The organism is Pseudomonas sp. Eqa60 (assembly GCF_018326405.1).
GTDB classification, from domain to species: domain Bacteria; phylum Pseudomonadota; class Gammaproteobacteria; order Pseudomonadales; family Pseudomonadaceae; genus Aquipseudomonas; species Aquipseudomonas protegens.
This window is the reverse complement of sequence record NZ_AP024342.1, coordinates 4,515,026-4,530,375: the sequence shown is the minus strand read 5'-3', so window position 1 is coordinate 4,530,375 and position 15,350 is coordinate 4,515,026. Positions and strand designations below refer to the sequence as shown.

14 protein-coding genes are annotated in these 15,350 nt (G+C 62.2%); 5 read left to right on the top strand and 9 right to left on the bottom strand.

Annotation, left to right across the window (positions count from 1 at the left end):
* The first annotated feature begins 36 nt into the window (after positions 1–36).
* A complete protein-coding gene (locus KI242_RS20360; RefSeq protein ID WP_011062230.1) occupies positions 37–492 on the top strand; it encodes a helix-turn-helix domain-containing protein in 456 nt (151 codons plus the stop codon).
* 36 nt (positions 493–528) lie between these two features.
* Here the strand turns inward: KI242_RS20360 and KI242_RS20355 are convergent, their stop codons facing one another.
* Together KI242_RS20355 and KI242_RS20350 are read right to left on the bottom strand one after the other, a co-directional pair.
* Positions 529–1,683 (bottom strand): M14-type cytosolic carboxypeptidase, encoded by a 1,155-nt coding sequence (locus KI242_RS20355; protein WP_077934503.1) that lies wholly within the window; start codon positions 1,681–1,683, stop codon positions 529–531.
* A gap of 488 nt (positions 1,684–2,171) precedes the next feature.
* Positions 2,172–2,519 (bottom strand): DUF3077 domain-containing protein, encoded by a 348-nt coding sequence (locus KI242_RS20350; protein WP_015636319.1) that lies wholly within the window; start codon positions 2,517–2,519, stop codon positions 2,172–2,174.
* Positions 2,520–2,650: 131 nt separating this feature from the next.
* Between KI242_RS20350 and KI242_RS20345 the strand changes: the two genes are divergently transcribed.
* Complete coding sequence (locus KI242_RS20345) at positions 2,651–3,316, top strand: LexA family transcriptional regulator (protein ID WP_011062227.1); 666 nt, start codon at positions 2,651–2,653, stop codon at positions 3,314–3,316.
* Positions 3,317–3,369: 53 nt separating this feature from the next.
* Here the strand turns inward: KI242_RS20345 and KI242_RS20340 are convergent, their stop codons facing one another.
* From KI242_RS20340 to KI242_RS20325, 4 genes are read right to left on the bottom strand one after another with little or no spacing between them, the layout of a single operon-like run.
* The gene (locus KI242_RS20340; RefSeq protein ID WP_212805483.1) at positions 3,370–5,316 is read right to left on the bottom strand and encodes an acetyl/propionyl/methylcrotonyl-CoA carboxylase subunit alpha; all 1,947 of its coding nucleotides are present in this window, start codon (positions 5,314–5,316) and stop codon (positions 3,370–3,372) included.
* Positions 5,316–6,131 (bottom strand): gamma-carboxygeranoyl-CoA hydratase, encoded by an 816-nt coding sequence (locus tag KI242_RS20335; protein ID WP_011062225.1) that lies wholly within the window; start codon positions 6,129–6,131, stop codon positions 5,316–5,318. Before KI242_RS20335 ends, KI242_RS20340 begins: the two co-directional genes overlap by 1 nt.
* Before the next feature lie 17 nt (positions 6,132–6,148).
* Entirely contained in the window at positions 6,149–7,756 is a 1,608-nt protein-coding gene (locus tag KI242_RS20330; protein ID WP_015636317.1) for a carboxyl transferase domain-containing protein, read from the bottom strand.
* Between the two features lie 11 nt (positions 7,757–7,767).
* On the bottom strand, positions 7,768–8,931 hold the full coding sequence (locus KI242_RS20325) for an isovaleryl-CoA dehydrogenase (RefSeq protein ID WP_015636316.1): 1,164 nt from the start codon (positions 8,929–8,931) through the stop codon (positions 7,768–7,770).
* Positions 8,932–9,159: 228 nt separating this feature from the next.
* Here KI242_RS20325 and KI242_RS20320 point away from each other — a divergent pair, with 228 nt between their 5' ends.
* Together KI242_RS20320 and KI242_RS20315 are read left to right on the top strand one after the other, a co-directional pair.
* Entirely contained in the window at positions 9,160–10,863 is a 1,704-nt protein-coding gene (locus KI242_RS20320; protein WP_169893217.1) for an AMP-binding protein, read from the top strand.
* A 6-nt stretch (positions 10,864–10,869) separates the two neighbouring features.
* Entirely contained in the window at positions 10,870–11,091 is a 222-nt protein-coding gene (locus tag KI242_RS20315; RefSeq protein WP_125062762.1) for a hypothetical protein, read from the top strand.
* 383 nt (positions 11,092–11,474) lie between these two features.
* Here the strand turns inward: KI242_RS20315 and KI242_RS20310 are convergent, their stop codons facing one another.
* From KI242_RS20310 to KI242_RS20300, 3 genes are all read right to left on the bottom strand, one after another.
* Positions 11,475–12,374, bottom strand: coding sequence for a hydroxymethylglutaryl-CoA lyase (locus KI242_RS20310; RefSeq protein WP_041119081.1), 900 nt, complete (start codon positions 12,372–12,374; stop codon positions 11,475–11,477).
* Positions 12,375–12,436: 62 nt separating this feature from the next.
* The gene (locus KI242_RS20305; protein ID WP_011062220.1) at positions 12,437–12,841 is read right to left on the bottom strand and encodes a MerR family DNA-binding transcriptional regulator; all 405 of its coding nucleotides are present in this window, start codon (positions 12,839–12,841) and stop codon (positions 12,437–12,439) included.
* A gap of 125 nt (positions 12,842–12,966) precedes the next feature.
* The gene (locus KI242_RS20300; protein WP_011062219.1) at positions 12,967–13,902 is read right to left on the bottom strand and encodes a LysR family transcriptional regulator; all 936 of its coding nucleotides are present in this window, start codon (positions 13,900–13,902) and stop codon (positions 12,967–12,969) included.
* 179 nt (positions 13,903–14,081) lie between these two features.
* On the opposite strand from KI242_RS20300, the gene KI242_RS20295 reads away from it, so the two are divergent.
* Positions 14,082–15,311, top strand: coding sequence for an acyl-CoA dehydrogenase (locus KI242_RS20295; protein ID WP_011062218.1), 1,230 nt, complete (start codon positions 14,082–14,084; stop codon positions 15,309–15,311).
* Positions 15,312–15,350 lie beyond the last annotated feature (39 nt).

Below are 15,350 nucleotides of genomic sequence, written 5' to 3'. Positions count from 1 at the left end.
ACCACTTTCCTTTGGCCTGATCGGAGAATGCCCTACATGGTCAAGCGCACCAGCCTGCAAGATGCCGAGTGCCCGGTTGCCCGCTCACTGGACGCCATTGGCGACTGGTGGTCGCTGCTGATCGTGCGGGATGCCTTTGACGGAATCCGCCGTTTTGGCGAGTTCCAGCGCAACCTCGGCATGGCCAAGAACATCCTGGCCACACGCCTGCGGACCCTGGTGGAACATGGGGTGTTCGAGGTTGTCCCGGCGTCCGATGGCAGTGCCTACCAGGAGTACGTGCTGACGGAAAAGGGCAGGGGGCTGTTTCCCCTGATCATCGGCTTGCGCCAATGGGGCGAAGCGTTTTTCTACCAGGAAGGGGAAGCGCATTCACGGATGGTCGACCGGCAGACCGGGCAGCCGTTGCGCGCGCTGGAACTGCGCTCGGCGGACGGGCGCTTGCTGGGGCCGGAGGATTGCCGGCGGGTGCCGGTCGGGGAGGGTGACTGAGGGCTGCGCAACGGGGGGCGCAGCCCTGAGTCGGGTTCAGCGCAGGTGATCCACCAGGTCGGCCAGGGTGCTCAACACATCCTTGCCCAGTTGCATGGAGCGTTTGCCCGACCAGCCGGTGAGCGGGTTGGGGTTGTCATCGTGGTCCTTGAAGGGCATTTCCAGGGTCAGGGCCAGGCAGTCGTACTTTTCCCCGACGGCATTGCAGGCAAGGGCCATGTTGGCCTGGCCGGGTTTGTCCCGGGTGTAGCCGTGGGTGGTCTGGAAGTCCCGGGTCTGGCGTTTCAGGTGGCTGCGGAAATGCTCCTCGAGCTTCTCCAGTCGCGGGGTATAGCCCGGGTTGCCTTCGCAGCCGGCGGTGAACACGTGGGGAATCTCTTCATCGCCGTGCACATCGAGAAACAGGTCGACGCCGTATTGTTCCATCTGCTGCTGGACGAACAGCACTTCCGGGCTGAGTTCCTGGCTGGCGGTCTGCCAGGCACGGTTCAGGTCCTGGCCCTGGGCGTTGGTGCGCAAGTGGCCGTGGAATGCGCCGTCGGGGTTCATGTTCGGCACCAGGTACAGGTCGGCCTTGGCCAGTAGCGCGTTGAGCTCCGCATCATCGTGACGGAACAGGCGCTCGATCACGCCCTCCATGAACCATTCGGCCATGTGCTCACCGGGATGCTGCTGGGCGATGATCCAGATCTTGCGTTGGCCTTGCGCGCCGCTGCCTTTGCGCAGCAACTGGATGTCCCGGCCTTCGACGCTTTTACCCACGGCCAGCAACTCGGTGCCGGCCTTGGTCAGGGCCTGGTCGATCAGCCAGTCGTGGCGGCCACGGCTGTAGGGTTCGAAGTAGGCGAACCAGGCATGGGTCTGGGTGGCTTCCAGGTTGAAGCGCAAGGCGTCGCCTTCGAAGATCGTCGGTACGCGAAACCAGTTCACATGGTCGTAGGAGGCCACTGCCTGGTAGCCGGTCCAGGCTTTGTTGTAGGAGGACTGGCTGGCGTTGGTCAGGCGAAACCAGTGTTCCTGGCCGACATGCAGGCCGCTGACCTTGAAATGAAACCACTGGAAGTGCGGGCTGCGGGTATCCGGGCGGATGGCCAGCAGTGCCTGCAACGGGTTGCTGATATCCAGTACGTCGATGTTGCCACTGTCGAAATCAGCGCAAATATCAAAAGAAGTGTGATTGCCCACGGTCATAATCGATTCCTTATCAGGATTGTTATGAGCGCTACTCTACACAGAAGGGGGGGTAAAAGAAGGGGGGCGTCGTCCTTGACGCAGACGAAGCTTAGTGGCTATGCGATTGATTCTCAAGCGCTACTTTTTGATTTGCGAGGCTTTTACGACGGGCGTTTGCTTGCAAAAGGACATTCTTTTGCTATCATCGCCGCCATTATTTTTTGCGACACCTACAGTCTTCATTAGCCTGAAGCCAAGCCAGAAAAACTGGCAAAAAAAAAGACCCGGCAAAAAGCCGGGTCAAAAACCGTGATTAGCCTGATGAGGAGATAATCCAAAGGTCCGACCTAAGGTCCTTTGGGCTATCGACTGATCTCGCGACCAGTTGCTTGCAATAATAATCATTATCATTTGCAAGTCAAATGTTTTTCCCCGCCTTCCGGAAAATATTTTTCCACTTCCGTTTTTTCCCGTCGCTGGCTTCACGTCCAGCCGTACGCAGGGCTTCAGTTCGACTCAACGCGCTGGCTTTCCAGTGATTTGTCCACCAGGGCCTTGGCCAGATCGATCATGTGCACCACTGAAAACGCCAGGTCGCGATTGGCTCCCCGCAGATTGTCCGCTGCATCGTAGGCGGTGGCCGCTGCACAGCGCAGCAGGTCGGAAGCGTGGATCATGGCTTCCTCGCTGCTCAGGCTGCGCCTGATTTCGAAGAACTTCTCTTCCTTGTCTGACTCGGTAATGGCCGGCTTCAAGTAATAGTCCATTGCGCGTCGGGCAGCCTGGCTGTCCTTGAGTGAGCTTAATGTGGTCTCTGTATCGAGTTCCGGCACGTCCTTGCTGCTTGTGTTCATGAAGTGTTCTGCCCTGTCTGAGAAAGGAAATAGGGGTAGGCCGATGTTAATACACATTGTAATTGTGACGGGATTTCAAATACTACAAGTTGTGTGTTGAGGCTGGAAATACACAACGTATTGTTCGGCCCATGGACAAATGGATCGAGTTGGTCAAAGCCAACATGAAAGGCCGCAAGGTCACACAGGAAAAGCTCGCCGAGCGCCTGGGCATGTCTCAAGGGGGGATCGGTCACTGGTTGAGCAAGCGCCGCCAACCGAAGATCGAAGACATGAACCGGGTGCTGGAAGAGATCGGCATGGGCTTTCTCGAAGTGGCCCTGGTGGTCCGCGAGAAACCCTTGCTAGGAGACGATGGCGAGCCCCTGGCAGACGGGCCTGCGCTGCTCAACAAGTACAACCCGTACTTCCGTTACCCGGTGAGCGATTGGCGGGTGGCCGGCGAGGTTCGCGAAGACGGGCAGCCTGCCTACGTGCCGGAGCGCTACGAGCTTTCCGACTATCAGGCCCGGGGCGCGGCATTCTGGCTGGTGGTGGTCGGCGACGCGATGATCGCTCCCAGCGGTCTGAGCATCAGCCAGGACATGCTGATCCTGGTGGATCCGGCGATTGGCGCCGAACCCGGGAAGTTGGTGGTTGTACAGTGTCCTGGTAGTGACGAGGCGATCTTCCGCAAGTTGGTGCAAGAGGGTGGTTTGCGTTACCTGGTTCCGCTCAATCCTACTTATCCGAAGATGCTCTACAGCGACAAGTGCCGGATTATTGGTGTAGTCGTACAAGCTACTGCGAAGTTTTAACTTTCCCTAGAAGCCCCTTCCTGCAAACAGAAAGGGGCTTTCTTACTTGGGAGTTATTCCAACTCCACCAATGCACTGCCTTCGCTGACCATTTCGCCTTCCTGGCAATACAGCGCCTTGATGACCCCGGCCTGGGGTGCACGAATGCTGTGCTCCATCTTCATGGCTTCCAGCACCACCAATTGCGTACCGGCCTCGACGCTTTGCCCCGGGCTGACCAATATCCGAACGATGCTGCCATTCATCGGCGCAGTCAGCCCGCCTTGCTGGCTATGGCTGGCTTCGGCCGCGGCAATCGGGTCATAGGCGCTGACGGCATGTGTGTCGCCCTGCCAGTTCAGGTACAGGGTGTCGCCGCGGCGGATGGCCCGGTGCTCGCGGCGCAGTCCTTGTTGCTCTGTCCATAGGTGCTCGCCCTGCAGCTCAAAGGCCGCAGTGCGAGCGCCAAGGCTGATGGCCTGATCCTGGCCGGCGCAGCTCAGGTGCAGGCTGGTTTGCGCTGGCAGGCCGTTGCGCCAGCCGTTGATGGCGGACCATGGCGAGTCGGGATCATCGCTTCGTGTGCGTGGCGGCCGGCTCTGGCTGAAGGCGTGGGCGGCGGCTTGCCAGAAGTCTGCACTCAGCTCGCCTGCGACTGGCAGCAACTGCTCCTGATAGCGAGGGATAAAGCCGGTATCCAGCTGCGCTTCGGCAAAGGCCGGGTGGGCAATGATGCGCCGTAGAAACGCCAGGTTGGTCTTCAGGCCACCGATGACGAACTCGTCGAGCATGCTCAGCAACCGCAGGCGCGCCTGCTCGCGGTCTTCGCCCCAGGCAATGAGCTTGCCCAGCATCGGGTCGTAGAAGGGCGAAACGCTGTCGCCTTCCTCGACACCGCTGTCCACCCGCCGACCGGGGCCTGCAACCGATTCGCGGTACAGCTCCAGGCGCCCGGTGGCCGGAAGAAAGTCGTTGGCCGGGTCTTCGGCATACAGCCGTACTTCGATCGCATGCCCGCGCAGTGGCACCTGCTCCTGGCTGATGGGCAGGGTTTCGCCGCGGGCCACGCGGATCTGCCAGGCCACCAGGTCCAGGCCAGTGATGGCCTCGGTGACCGGGTGTTCCACCTGCAATCGGGTGTTCATCTCCATGAAGAAGAACTCGCCACGGGCATCCAGGAGAAACTCCACGGTGCCGGCGCCCACATAGCCAATGGCCTGGGCCGCGCGCACCGCGGCTTGGCCCATGGCCTTGCGCAGTTCGGGGCTGAGGCCCGGGGCCGGAGCTTCCTCGACCACTTTCTGGTGGCGGCGCTGGATCGAACAGTCGCGTTCGTTGAGGTACAGGCAGTTGCCGTGCTGGTCGGCAAACACCTGGATCTCCACGTGCCGTGGCTTGAGTAGGTACTTTTCCACCAGCATCCGCGAATCGCCGAAGGACGACTGGGCTTCGCGCTGGGCCGAGGCCAGGGCTTCGGACAGTTGGCTGACGTCCTCGACGACTTTCATGCCCTTGCCGCCACCGCCCGCGGTGGCCTTGAGCAGCACCGGGTAGCCGATGCGTTCGGCGGCATTGCGGAAGGTTTCCAGGTCCTGGGCTTCACCGTGGTAACCCGGAACCAGGGGCACCCCGGCGGTTTCCATCAGCGCCTTGGCTGCCGACTTGCTGCCCATGGCGTCGATGGCCGCGGCAGGCGGGCCGAGGAAAATCAGCCCGGCGGCTTCGATGGCTCGGGCAAAACCGGCGTTCTCCGAGAGAAACCCATACCCGGGATGGATGGCCTGGGCGCCGCTGGCCCGGGCGGCGGCAATCAGCTTGTCGATCTGCAGGTAGCTGTCGGCAGCCTTGCTGCCGCCCAGGTCCACGCGGATATCCGCTTCACGGCTGTGCCGGGCGTCGCGGTCGGTAGCGCTGTGCACGGCCACGGTGGTCAGGCCCAGGGCCTTGGCGGTGCGCATCACCCGGCAGGCGATCTCGCCGCGGTTGGCCACCAGCAGGGTGTCTAGAACAGGGGCGCTCATCAACGGGACTCCTTGGACGTGGTCTCGGACTGCCAGCTGGGCGGGCGTTTTTCCAGGAATGCCCGCAGGCCTTCCTGGCCTTCGGCGCTGACCCGGATGCGGGCGATGGCGTTTTCGCAATAGCGACGCAGGGCGGTGGTCAACGCGCCGTTGCCCACTTCCCGCAGCAGGTCCTTGCTGGCGCGCATCGCCTGGGGACTGTTGAGCAGCAGATTGTCGACCCACTGCTGGACCTGTTGATCCAGCTCTGCGGCGGGATAGCTTTCTGCCAGGAGACCGATTTCCCGCGCCCGCTGGCCGCCAAAGCGTTCGGCGGTGAGGGCATAGCGGCGGGCAGCGCGTTCGCCGATGGCCTGGACCACGAACGGGCTGATGACCGCTGGTGCCAGGCCGATGCGCACTTCGGAGAGGCAGAATTGCGCCTCGTCACTGCCAATGGCCATGTCGCAGCAACTGATCAGGCCCAGGGCCCCGCCAAAGGCCGCGCCTTGCACCACCGCCAGGGTCGGGATCTTCAGCTTGGCCAGGTTGTACATCAGCTCCGCCAGTTCCCGGGCGTCGTCGAGGTTGGTGTGGTAGTCGAGCTCGGCCGATTGCTGCATCCAGGCCAGGTCGGCGCCGGCGCTGAAATGCCGGCCGCGCCCGCGCAGCAGCAGGAAGCGCAGGCTCGGGTCGCCCTGCACCTGATCCAGGGCGAGGATCAGTTCACGGATCATTTCGGCGTTGAAGGCGTTGTTCTTGTCTTCGCGGCTGAGCCACAGGGTGGCGAAGCCTCGAGGGTCACGCAGCAGTTCCAGGGTATTGAAGTCGCTCATGTTCTTCTCGCGCAGGATTACATGCGGAACACGCCGAAGCGGCTCTGTTCGATGGGGGCGTTGAGGGCCGCAGACAGGGCCAGGGCCAGTACGTCACGGGTTTGCGCCGGGTCGATGACGCCGTCATCCCAGAGCCGTGCGCTGGAGTAGTAGGGGTGCCCCTGATGCTCGTACTGGTCGAGGATCGGCTGCTTGATCTGGGCTTCCTGGGCGGCGTCGAAGCTTTGCCCGCCGCGCTCGGCCTGTTCGCGCTTGACCTGCACCAGGACTCCGGCGGCCTGCTCGGCCCCCATCACGCCGATGCGCGCGTTGGGCCACATCCACAGGAAGCGCGGGTCATAGGCCCGGCCGCACATGCCGTAGTTGCCGGCACCGAAACTGCCGCCGATGATCACCGTGAACTTCGGTACCTGGGCGCAGGCCACTGCGGTCACCAGCTTGGCGCCGTGCTTGGCGATGCCGCCAGCCTCATATTTCTGCCCCACCATGAAACCGGTGATGTTCTGCAGGAACAGCAGCGGAATCCCGCGCTGGCAGGCCAGTTCGATGAAGTGCGCGCCTTTTTGCGCGGCTTCGGCGAAGAGGATGCCGTTGTTGGCGAGGATGGCCACCGGGTAGCCGTGCAGGTGGGCGAAGCCGCAGACCAGGGTGGTGCCGAACAGGGCCTTGAACTCATCGAATACCGAACCGTCCACCAGCCGGGCGATGACTTCACGTACATCGAACGGCTGCTTGGGATCGGCCGGGACCACGCCATAGAGTTCGTCGCGGGCATACAGCGGAGCGATCGGCGTGCGTTGTTGCAATTGGCCCTGTTTATGCCAGTTGAGGTTGGCCACGCTGCGCCGGGCCAGGGCCAGGGCGTGTTCGTCGCTCTCGGCATAGTGGTCGGCGACCCCGGAAATCTTGCAATGCACATCGGCGCCGCCCAGGTCCTCGGCACTTACCACTTCGCCGGTAGCGGCTTTCACCAGGGGCGGGCCGGCGAGAAAGATAGTGGCTTGTTCACGGACCATGATGGCTTCGTCGGCCATGGCCGGAACATAGGCACCCCCGGCGGTGCAGGAGCCCATCACCACGGCGATCTGCGGGATGCCCTGGGCGCTCATGTTGGCCTGGTTGAAGAAGATCCGCCCGAAGTGCTCGCGGTCCGGGAACACTTCATCCTGGCGCGGCAGGTTGGCGCCGCCGGAGTCCACCAGGTAGATGCACGGCAGGCGGTTCTGCTGGGCGATGGTCTGCGCCCGCAGGTGCTTTTTCACCGTCAGCGGGTAATAGGAACCGCCTTTCACCGTGGCGTCGTTGGCCACGATCATGCATTCGACGCCTTCCACCCGGCCGATACCGGCAATCACGCCTGCGGCGGGTACGTCTTCGCCGTAGACCTCATAGGCGGCCAGGGCGCTGATTTCCAGGAACGGCGAGCCGGGGTCGAGCAGGCGGTTGATGCGCTCGCGGGGCAGCAGCTTGCCCCGCGAAGTGTGGCGCTCCTGGGCCTTGGCGCCGCCGCCTTGCTGGACCTGGGCGAGCAGGCTGTGCAAGGCGTCGACCTGGGCCAGCATCGCCTCGCTGTTGGCCACGAACTCCGCTGAGCGCGGGTTGAGCTGGGTATGCAAGATAGCCATGGACAGCTCCGTTAGCGGGTTTCGTTGAACAGTTCGCGACCGATCAGCATGCGGCGGATCTCGCTGGTGCCGGCGCCGATCTCGTAGAGCTTGGCGTCGCGCAGCAGGCGGCCGGCGGGGAATTCATTGATGTAGCCGTTGCCGCCGAGGATCTGGATTGCGTCGAGGGCCATCTGGGTCGCGCGCTCGGCGCTGTAGAGGATCACTCCGGCGGCATCCTTGCGGGTGGTTTCGCCGCGTTCGCAGGCTTGGGCCACCGCATACAGGTAGGCGCGGCTGGCGTTGAGCTGGGTGTACATGTCGGCGATCTTGCCCTGGATCAGCTGGAATTCGCCGATGCTCTGGCCGAACTGCTTGCGGTCGTGGATGTAGGGCACCACCAGGTCCATGCAGGCCTGCATGATCCCGGTGGGGCCGCCGGAGAGCACCACGCGCTCGTAGTCGAGGCCGCTCATCAGCACTTTGACGCCACCATTGAGCACGCCGAGGATGTTTTCCTCCGGCACTTCCACGTCATCGAAGAACAGCTCGCAGGTGTTGGAGCCGCGCATGCCCAGCTTGTCGAACTTGTTGCTGCGGCTGAAGCCTTTCCAGTCGCGCTCGACGATGAAGGCGGTGATGCCGTGGGGGCCTTTCTCCAGGTCGGTCTTGGCGTAGATCACGTAGGTGTTGGCATCGGGGCCGTTGGTGATCCAGGTCTTGCTGCCATTGAGCACGAAATGGTCGCCGCGTTTGTCGGCCCGCAGCTTCATCGACACCACGTCGGAGCCGGCATTGGGTTCGCTCATGGCCAGGGCGCCGATGTGTTCGCCGCTGATCAGCTTGGGCAGGTATTTGCTCTTCTGTTCGTGGTTGCCGTTGCGGTTGATCTGGTTCACGCAGAGGTTGGAGTGCGCGCCGTAGGACAGCGCCACCGAGGCCGAGCCGCGGCTGATCTCTTCCATGGCCACCACATGCGCCAGGTAACCCAGGCCGGCGCCACCGTATTCTTCCGCCACGGTAATGCCCAAGAGGCCCATGTCGCCGAATTTGCGCCACATGTCGGCGGGGAACAGGTTGTCGACATCGATCTGCGCTGCCCGGGGTGCCAGCTCCGCCTTGACGAAGGCCTGGACCTGTTGGCGCAGCATGTCGATGGTTTCACCGAGGGCGAAGTTCAGGGTCGGGTAACTCATGGCGGGGCACCTTCAAACTTGTTTTTATTGAGGGAACAGGATGTCGAGAGCGGCGCAGCCGGGCTCTCACCTTTACGTTAACGTAAACCTGCGACCGGTGGCTGTCAATCGCCCTTTACGTAAACGTCAACTTGCGCCAGAGTAGCGAGGCTTTCGATTGGAGCCAGGCTGTTTTGCACCTTTCGCCTGGCTCCTGCACACCCACTAATAAAGACAATAGGGGTCGTCATGGAACACTCGGGTTTCCAGCCGGATCGCAGTTACACCCGTGGTACGCAAGACCAGCCGCTGCTGGCGTTGACCATCGGCCAGGCTTTCGATAACACCGTCGCCGCCTATCCCCAGGGCGAGGCTCTGGTGGTGCGCCACCAGCAGCTGCGCTACACCTGGCAGCAACTGCGCGAAGCGGTCGACCTGCATGCCCGGGCGCTGCTGGCCCTGGGGCTCAAGACCGGCGATCGCCTGGGGATCTGGGCCCCCAACTGCGCCCAGTGGTGCATCGCCCAGTTCGCCAGCGCCAAGATCGGCGCGATTCTGGTGAACATCAATCCGGCCTACCGCAGTTCCGAGCTGGAGTATGTGCTCAGGCAGTCCGGCTGCCAGTGGCTGATCTGCGCCGGAGCCTTCAAGACGTCCGATTACCACGGCATGCTTCAGGGCCTGGTGCCCGAGCTGGCGGAACAGTCCATCGGCCAATTGCACAGCGAGCGGTTACCCGAGCTGCGCGGGGTGATCAGCCTGGATGCGCAGCCGCCGTCGGGTTTCCTGCCCTGGTCGCAGCTATCGGCGCTGGGAGCGGGGGCCACGGCCGAGCAGTTGCAGGCGCGCCAGGACAGCCTGGATTTCGACCAGCCGGTGAATATCCAGTACACCTCCGGCACCACCGGTTTCCCCAAGGGCGCGACCCTGAGCCACTACAACATCCTCAACAACGGTTACATGGTGGGGGAGAGCCTGGGCCTGACTGCTACCGACCGGCTGGTGATCCCGGTGCCGCTGTACCACTGCTTCGGCATGGTCATGGGCAACCTGGGGTGCATCACCCACGGCACCACCATGATCTATCCCAATGACGCCTTTGACCCGCTGCTGACCTTGACTGCGGTGGCCGAAGAGCGCGCCACCGGCCTGTACGGCGTACCCACGATGTTTATCGCTGTGCTCGATCAGCCCCGACGCAGCGAGTTCGACCTGTCGAGCCTGCGGACCGGGATCATGGCCGGGGCCACCTGCCCGATCGAGGTGATGCGCCGGGTGATCAGCGAAATGCACATGAGCGAAGTGCAGATCGCCTACGGCATGACCGAAACCAGCCCGGTGTCGCTGCAGACCGGGCCGGACGACGACCTGGAACTGCGGGTGACCACCGTGGGCCGGACCCAGCCGCACCTGGAGAGCAAGATCATCGACGAGGCCGGCAATGTGGTGCCCCGCGGCACCATCGGTGAGCTGTGCACCCGGGGCTACAGCGTCATGCTCGGTTACTGGAACAACCCTGAGGGCACCCGCGAGTCCATCGATCAGGCCGGCTGGATGCACACCGGTGACCTGGCCACCATGAACCAGCAGGGTTATGTGTGCATTGCCGGGCGCAACAAGGACATGATCATTCGCGGTGGCGAGAACATTTATCCGCGAGAGCTGGAAGAGTTCTTCTTCACCCATCCTGCGGTGGCCGATGTGCAGGTAATCGGCATCCCCTGCGACAGGTACGGCGAGGAGATCGTCGCCTGGATCAAGTTCCACCCCGGCCATTCGGCCAATGAGCTGGAGCTGCAGACCTGGTGCAAGGAGCGTATCGCGCACTTCAAGACGCCGCGTTACTTCAAGTTCGTTGAAGAGTTTCCCATGACCGTGACCGGTAAGATCCAGAAGTTCCGCATGCGCGAAATCAGCATCGAGGAGCTGCGTGAGCGCATGAACAAGGGGTGAACCCGGATGGAGCGTGCATCGGCGCCGGTGCACGCTTTATGGGCAGCAAAGAGGGATCGCAGAAAGCACAAAGGGGAGCCGAAGCTCCCCTTTAATTTTGTCGTTGCGTGCTCTTTTTTTATTATTGAGGGGCGGTCTATTGTTGTTTTTGGCAACCGTTGCCCTTTACTGCTGTTTTTGGCGATCCCCATCCGGGATCAAGAGCAAACGTATTTTTTTGAGCGCTGATTCAATGTGTCGCCAGGGCGATCCAACCAGTTCGGGAGCTACCTCAGGGTAGTTTTATTGTTCTCTGACCGGTTGCGGGTGGCTCTTGCAAGCCCTCCTGCACAGTGCATCCTCTCCAAAAAAATCTGTTAGCTGCGTCTCTGCCGTGTTGTTTTTGTTATCTCAGAGTCGTTACGTCTTATTTTTATTAGGTTTGCTGCTTTTTATTCTTGTTATGCCATAGAGATAGCAGAAGCCGTGCCAACTTTTTAAAGTCCTTTAAAATCAATGATTTGATAATTTTGTAGGACAATCTGTACCGCAACAAATTCGACAAACTGTTTCCGTGTTACTCGTTCCCGCCCCAGATCGGAGTGGCCGGTAACACCCGGCCGCACAATGCCTCAGCTGGCGTTACGCGCCTTGGCCACGCGGGAGCCGGAGGGGCGCCCCAGCACGTTGCAGATCTGCCGGCCGGCGTCGATCAGGCGGTCCATGTCGATACCGGTATGGATGCCCAGGCCATCGAGCAGGTAGAGCACGTCTTCGGTGGCGACGTTTCCGCTGGCGCCCTTGGCATAGGGGCAGCCGCCGAGGCCGGCGATGGAGCTGTCGAACACCGCGATGCCTTCCAGCAGGCTGGCGTAGACATTGGCCAGGGCCTGGCCGTAGGTGTCGTGGAAGTGCCCGGCGAGTTTTTCCCGTGGTACCTGGGCGCCCACCACCTCGAACATGCGCCGGGTGGCACCGGCGGTGCCGGTACCAATGGTGTCGCCCAGAGAGACCTCGTAACAGCCCATGTCATGCAGCTCGCGGGCGACCATGGCCACCTGTTCCGGGGCCACTTCACCTTCATAAGGGCAGCCCAGCACGCACGACACGTAACCGCGCACGCTGATGCCGTGCTGCTTGGCGGCGTCCATGATCGGCACGAAGCGTTCCAGGCTTTCGCTGATGGAGCAGTTGATGTTGCGCTGGGAGAAGGCTTGCGAGGCCGCGGCGAACACCGCCACTTCCTTGACCCCAGCCGCCAGGGCATCTTCGAAACCCCGCAGGTTGGGCGCCAGTGCGCCATAGACAACCCCGGGCTTGCGCTGGATACGGGCGAAGACCTCGGCTGAACCGGCCATCTGCGGCACCCATTTGGGAGACACGAAACTGCCGACTTCTATGTAGCCCAGGCCGGCGGCGGTGAGGGCATCCACCAATTGCACCTTGTCTTCGACGCTGATGGGCTGGGCTTCGTTCTGCAGGCCGTCGCGGGGGCCGACTTCGATCAGGCGTACATGGCTGGGGAGTGACATTCAGGTTCACCTTCTTATAGGGAGTAGCGGATACCGGCGCCCGGGCGCAGGTGTGCCGATGATTATCGGGCGGTGCTTTTCTGGTTCAGGATGGTCTGTTCCAGCGCCTGGGTGCAGCGCTCTTCGGCGGTGTCCAGTTCCAGCTTCATCTGTTCGATGTCGAGCAATTGCTGTTCGAGCTGTTCGCGACGCTCGGCGATTTTCGCCAGCATGCTGTGCAGCTGCTTCAGGTTGCCGCTGCTCGGGTCGTAGAGCTCGATCAGTTCGCGGCACTCGGCCAGGGAAAAGCCGATGCGCTTGCCCCGCAGGATAAGTTTCAGGCTGACCTTGTCCCGGGGCGAATAGATGCGCTCCTGGCCACGGCGTTCGGGAGCCAGCAGGCCCTGCTCTTCATAGAAGCGGATGGCCCGGGTGGTGATGTCGAGCTCGCGGGCGAGGTCGGAAATGCTGTAGGTCTGGCTGCTCATGGAGGCGCTCAAGAGGGGGCTTGGCGCTAAGCTAAAGGCAGGTTGACGTATACGTCAAGCAGTCCGAGCCGATCCCGTTCGCCGGCAAGCCGGCTCCTGCAGTGAGGGCTTGCCGGCGAAAGGGCTCAGGCGGTCTGCTGGTCGAGCTTCTTTTCGTAGGCCGTGACCTGCTGGCAGAGCTCGATCATCTGCTCGCGCATCCAGCGGTTGGCCGGGTCCTGGTCGGTGCTCTCGTGCCAGTACAGGTGGGTTTCCACCGGCGGGACATCATTGACCGGCAGGTTGAACGCGTGCAGTTCATGGCGACGGGCAAAGCGCTCCGGTACGGTCATCACCATGTCGGTCTGCTGCAGCACCTGGGAAGCCATCAGGTAATGCTGGGAGCGCAGGGCGATCTTGCGCTGGATACCCATCTTGCCCAGGGCCAGGTCGACATGCCCGAGGCCGCTGCGGCGGCTGGAGATATGGATGTGGGTCAGGGACAGGTAATCGTCCAGGCTGAATTTTTCCTTGCCCGCCAGCGGGTGGCCCTTGCGCATGGCGCACACATAGCGGTCTTCCATCAGCTTGACGTGACGCACCTGGGGGTCGGTATTGAGCGGTGCGTCGACGGCAAAGTCCAGGCGCCCGGCTGCCAGCTCCTTGGTGGTTTCCCGACGCTTGGAGAGAAAGCTTTCGATGATCACCGCCGGCGCCAGGCGCCGCAGGCGCTGGAACAGCGGTGGCAGGATCACCGCTTCGGTGAGGTCGGTCATGCTGATGCGGTAGGTCTTGACCGCTTGCAGGGGGTTGAAAATGCGACTTTCCTGGACCGAAACCCGCAGCAGCGACAGGGCATTGCGCACCGGCCCGATGATGTTCTGCGCCATGGGCGTGGGCACCATGCCCTGGGCTGTACGCACGAAGAGCGGGTCGTTGAAGGTCTCGCGCAGGCGTGCCAGGGCGTTGGATACCGCCGGTTGGGTGATGCCGACGATCTGCCCTGCGCGGGTCAGGTTGGCTTCGGTGTAGATCGCATCGAAAACGATGAAGAGGTTGAGATCGACCTTGCTCAGATTCATTGCGCTGCACTCTTATTGTTAGGGCCTGTGGGAGGGCTCGGAAGCCTGTCGGATCAGCCGATCATATATCGGTGATGAATGTTAATACACGCCGAGAATAGGCTAGGTAAATTTTCGTAGCTGATCTAGCATCGATTTCAGTCCTCCAACACCCGATCGTCACAAAGGTAGAGCTGCCCATGGAATTCGCCTATTCCCCCAAGGTTCAGGAACTGCGTGAGCGTGTCACCGCGTTCATGGATGCCTATGTTTATCCGGCTGAAGCGGTCTTCGAGCGTCAGGTTGCCGAAGGCGATCGCTGGCAGCCGACCGCCATCATGGAAGAGCTGAAACTCAAGGCCAAGGAGGCCGGGCTATGGAATTTGTTTCTGCCTGAGTCGGAGTTGGGGGCAGGCCTGACCAACCTTGAGTACGCGCCGCTGGCGGAAATCATGGGGCGGTCGTTGTTGGGCCCGGAACCCTTCAACTGCTCGGCACCGGATACCGGCAACATGGAAGTGCTGGTGCGCTACGCCAACGAAGAGCAGAAACAGCGCTGGCTGGAGCCATTGCTGCGTGGCGAGATCCGCTCCGCGTTCGCCATGACCGAGCCGGACGTGGCGTCCTCCGATGCCACCAACATGGCGGCCCGTGCGGTACGCGACGGCGACCAGTGGCTGATCAACGGCAAGAAATGGTGGACCTCGGGCGCCTGCGACCCACGCTGCAAGATCCTGATCTTCATGGGCCTGAGCAACCCGGATGCGCCGCGCCACCAACAGCATTCGATGATCCTGGTGCCGGTGGACACCCCCGGGGTGAAGATTGTTCGCCCGTTGCCGGTGTTCGGCTACGACGACGCACCCCATGGCCACGCCGAAGTGCTGTTCGACAACGTCCGGGTGCCCTACGAGAACGTGCTGCTGGGTGAGGGCCGTGGTTTCGAGATTGCCCAGGGCCGCCTTGGCCCGGGCCGGATCCACCACTGCATGCGTTCCATCGGCATGGCGGAGCGGGCGCTGGAACTGATGTGCAAGCGTTCGGTGAACCGTACTGCCTTTGGCAAGCCGCTGGCGCGCCTGGGGGGCAACATCGACAAGATCGCCGACTCGCGGATGGAGATCGACATGGCCCGGCTGCTGACGCTGAAGGCCGCGTACATGATGGACACCGTGGGCAACAAGGTGGCCAAGAGCGAGATTGCCCAGATCAAGGTCGTGGCGCCGAACGTGGCCCTGCGGGTGATCGACCGGGCGATCCAGATCCACGGCGGGGCCGGGGTCTCCAACGACTTCCCGCTGGCCTACATGTATGCGATGCAGCGTACCTTGCGCCTGGCCGACGGCCCGGATGAGGTGCACCGCGCGGCGATCGGCAAGTATGAAATCGGCAAGTATGTACCCAAGGAGCTGATGCGCAGCGGGCATTGAGGGCGATGCGGCCGGCCTGTCGAAAGGCCGGCCGCTGGG

What these genes read in the sequence shown, in the direction of transcription:
- KI242_RS20340 (WP_212805483.1), bottom strand. Translation starts at nt 5,316, where the DNA reads ATGAGCGCCCCTGTTCTAGACACCCTGCTGGTGGCCAACCGCGGCGAG.
- KI242_RS20320 (WP_169893217.1), top strand. Translation starts at nt 9,160, where the DNA reads ATGGAACACTCGGGTTTCCAGCCGGATCGCAGTTACACCCGTGGTACG.
- KI242_RS20330 (WP_015636317.1), bottom strand. Translation starts at nt 7,756, where the DNA reads ATGGCTATCTTGCATACCCAGCTCAACCCGCGCTCAGCGGAGTTCGTG.
- KI242_RS20360 (WP_011062230.1), top strand. Translation starts at nt 37, where the DNA reads ATGGTCAAGCGCACCAGCCTGCAAGATGCCGAGTGCCCGGTTGCCCGC.
- KI242_RS20335 (WP_011062225.1), bottom strand. Translation starts at nt 6,131, where the DNA reads ATGAGCGACTTCAATACCCTGGAACTGCTGCGTGACCCTCGAGGCTTC.
- KI242_RS20305 (WP_011062220.1), bottom strand. Translation starts at nt 12,841, where the DNA reads ATGAGCAGCCAGACCTACAGCATTTCCGACCTCGCCCGCGAGCTCGAC.
- KI242_RS20295 (WP_011062218.1), top strand. Translation starts at nt 14,082, where the DNA reads ATGGAATTCGCCTATTCCCCCAAGGTTCAGGAACTGCGTGAGCGTGTC.
- KI242_RS20345 (WP_011062227.1), top strand. Translation starts at nt 2,651, where the DNA reads ATGGACAAATGGATCGAGTTGGTCAAAGCCAACATGAAAGGCCGCAAG.
- KI242_RS20310 (WP_041119081.1), bottom strand. Translation starts at nt 12,374, where the DNA reads ATGTCACTCCCCAGCCATGTACGCCTGATCGAAGTCGGCCCCCGCGAC.
- KI242_RS20355 (WP_077934503.1), bottom strand. Translation starts at nt 1,683, where the DNA reads ATGACCGTGGGCAATCACACTTCTTTTGATATTTGCGCTGATTTCGAC.
- KI242_RS20325 (WP_015636316.1), bottom strand. Translation starts at nt 8,931, where the DNA reads ATGAGTTACCCGACCCTGAACTTCGCCCTCGGTGAAACCATCGACATG.
- KI242_RS20300 (WP_011062219.1), bottom strand. Translation starts at nt 13,902, where the DNA reads ATGAATCTGAGCAAGGTCGATCTCAACCTCTTCATCGTTTTCGATGCG.
- KI242_RS20315 (WP_125062762.1), top strand. Translation starts at nt 10,870, where the DNA reads ATGGAGCGTGCATCGGCGCCGGTGCACGCTTTATGGGCAGCAAAGAGG.
- KI242_RS20350 (WP_015636319.1), bottom strand. Translation starts at nt 2,519, where the DNA reads ATGAACACAAGCAGCAAGGACGTGCCGGAACTCGATACAGAGACCACA.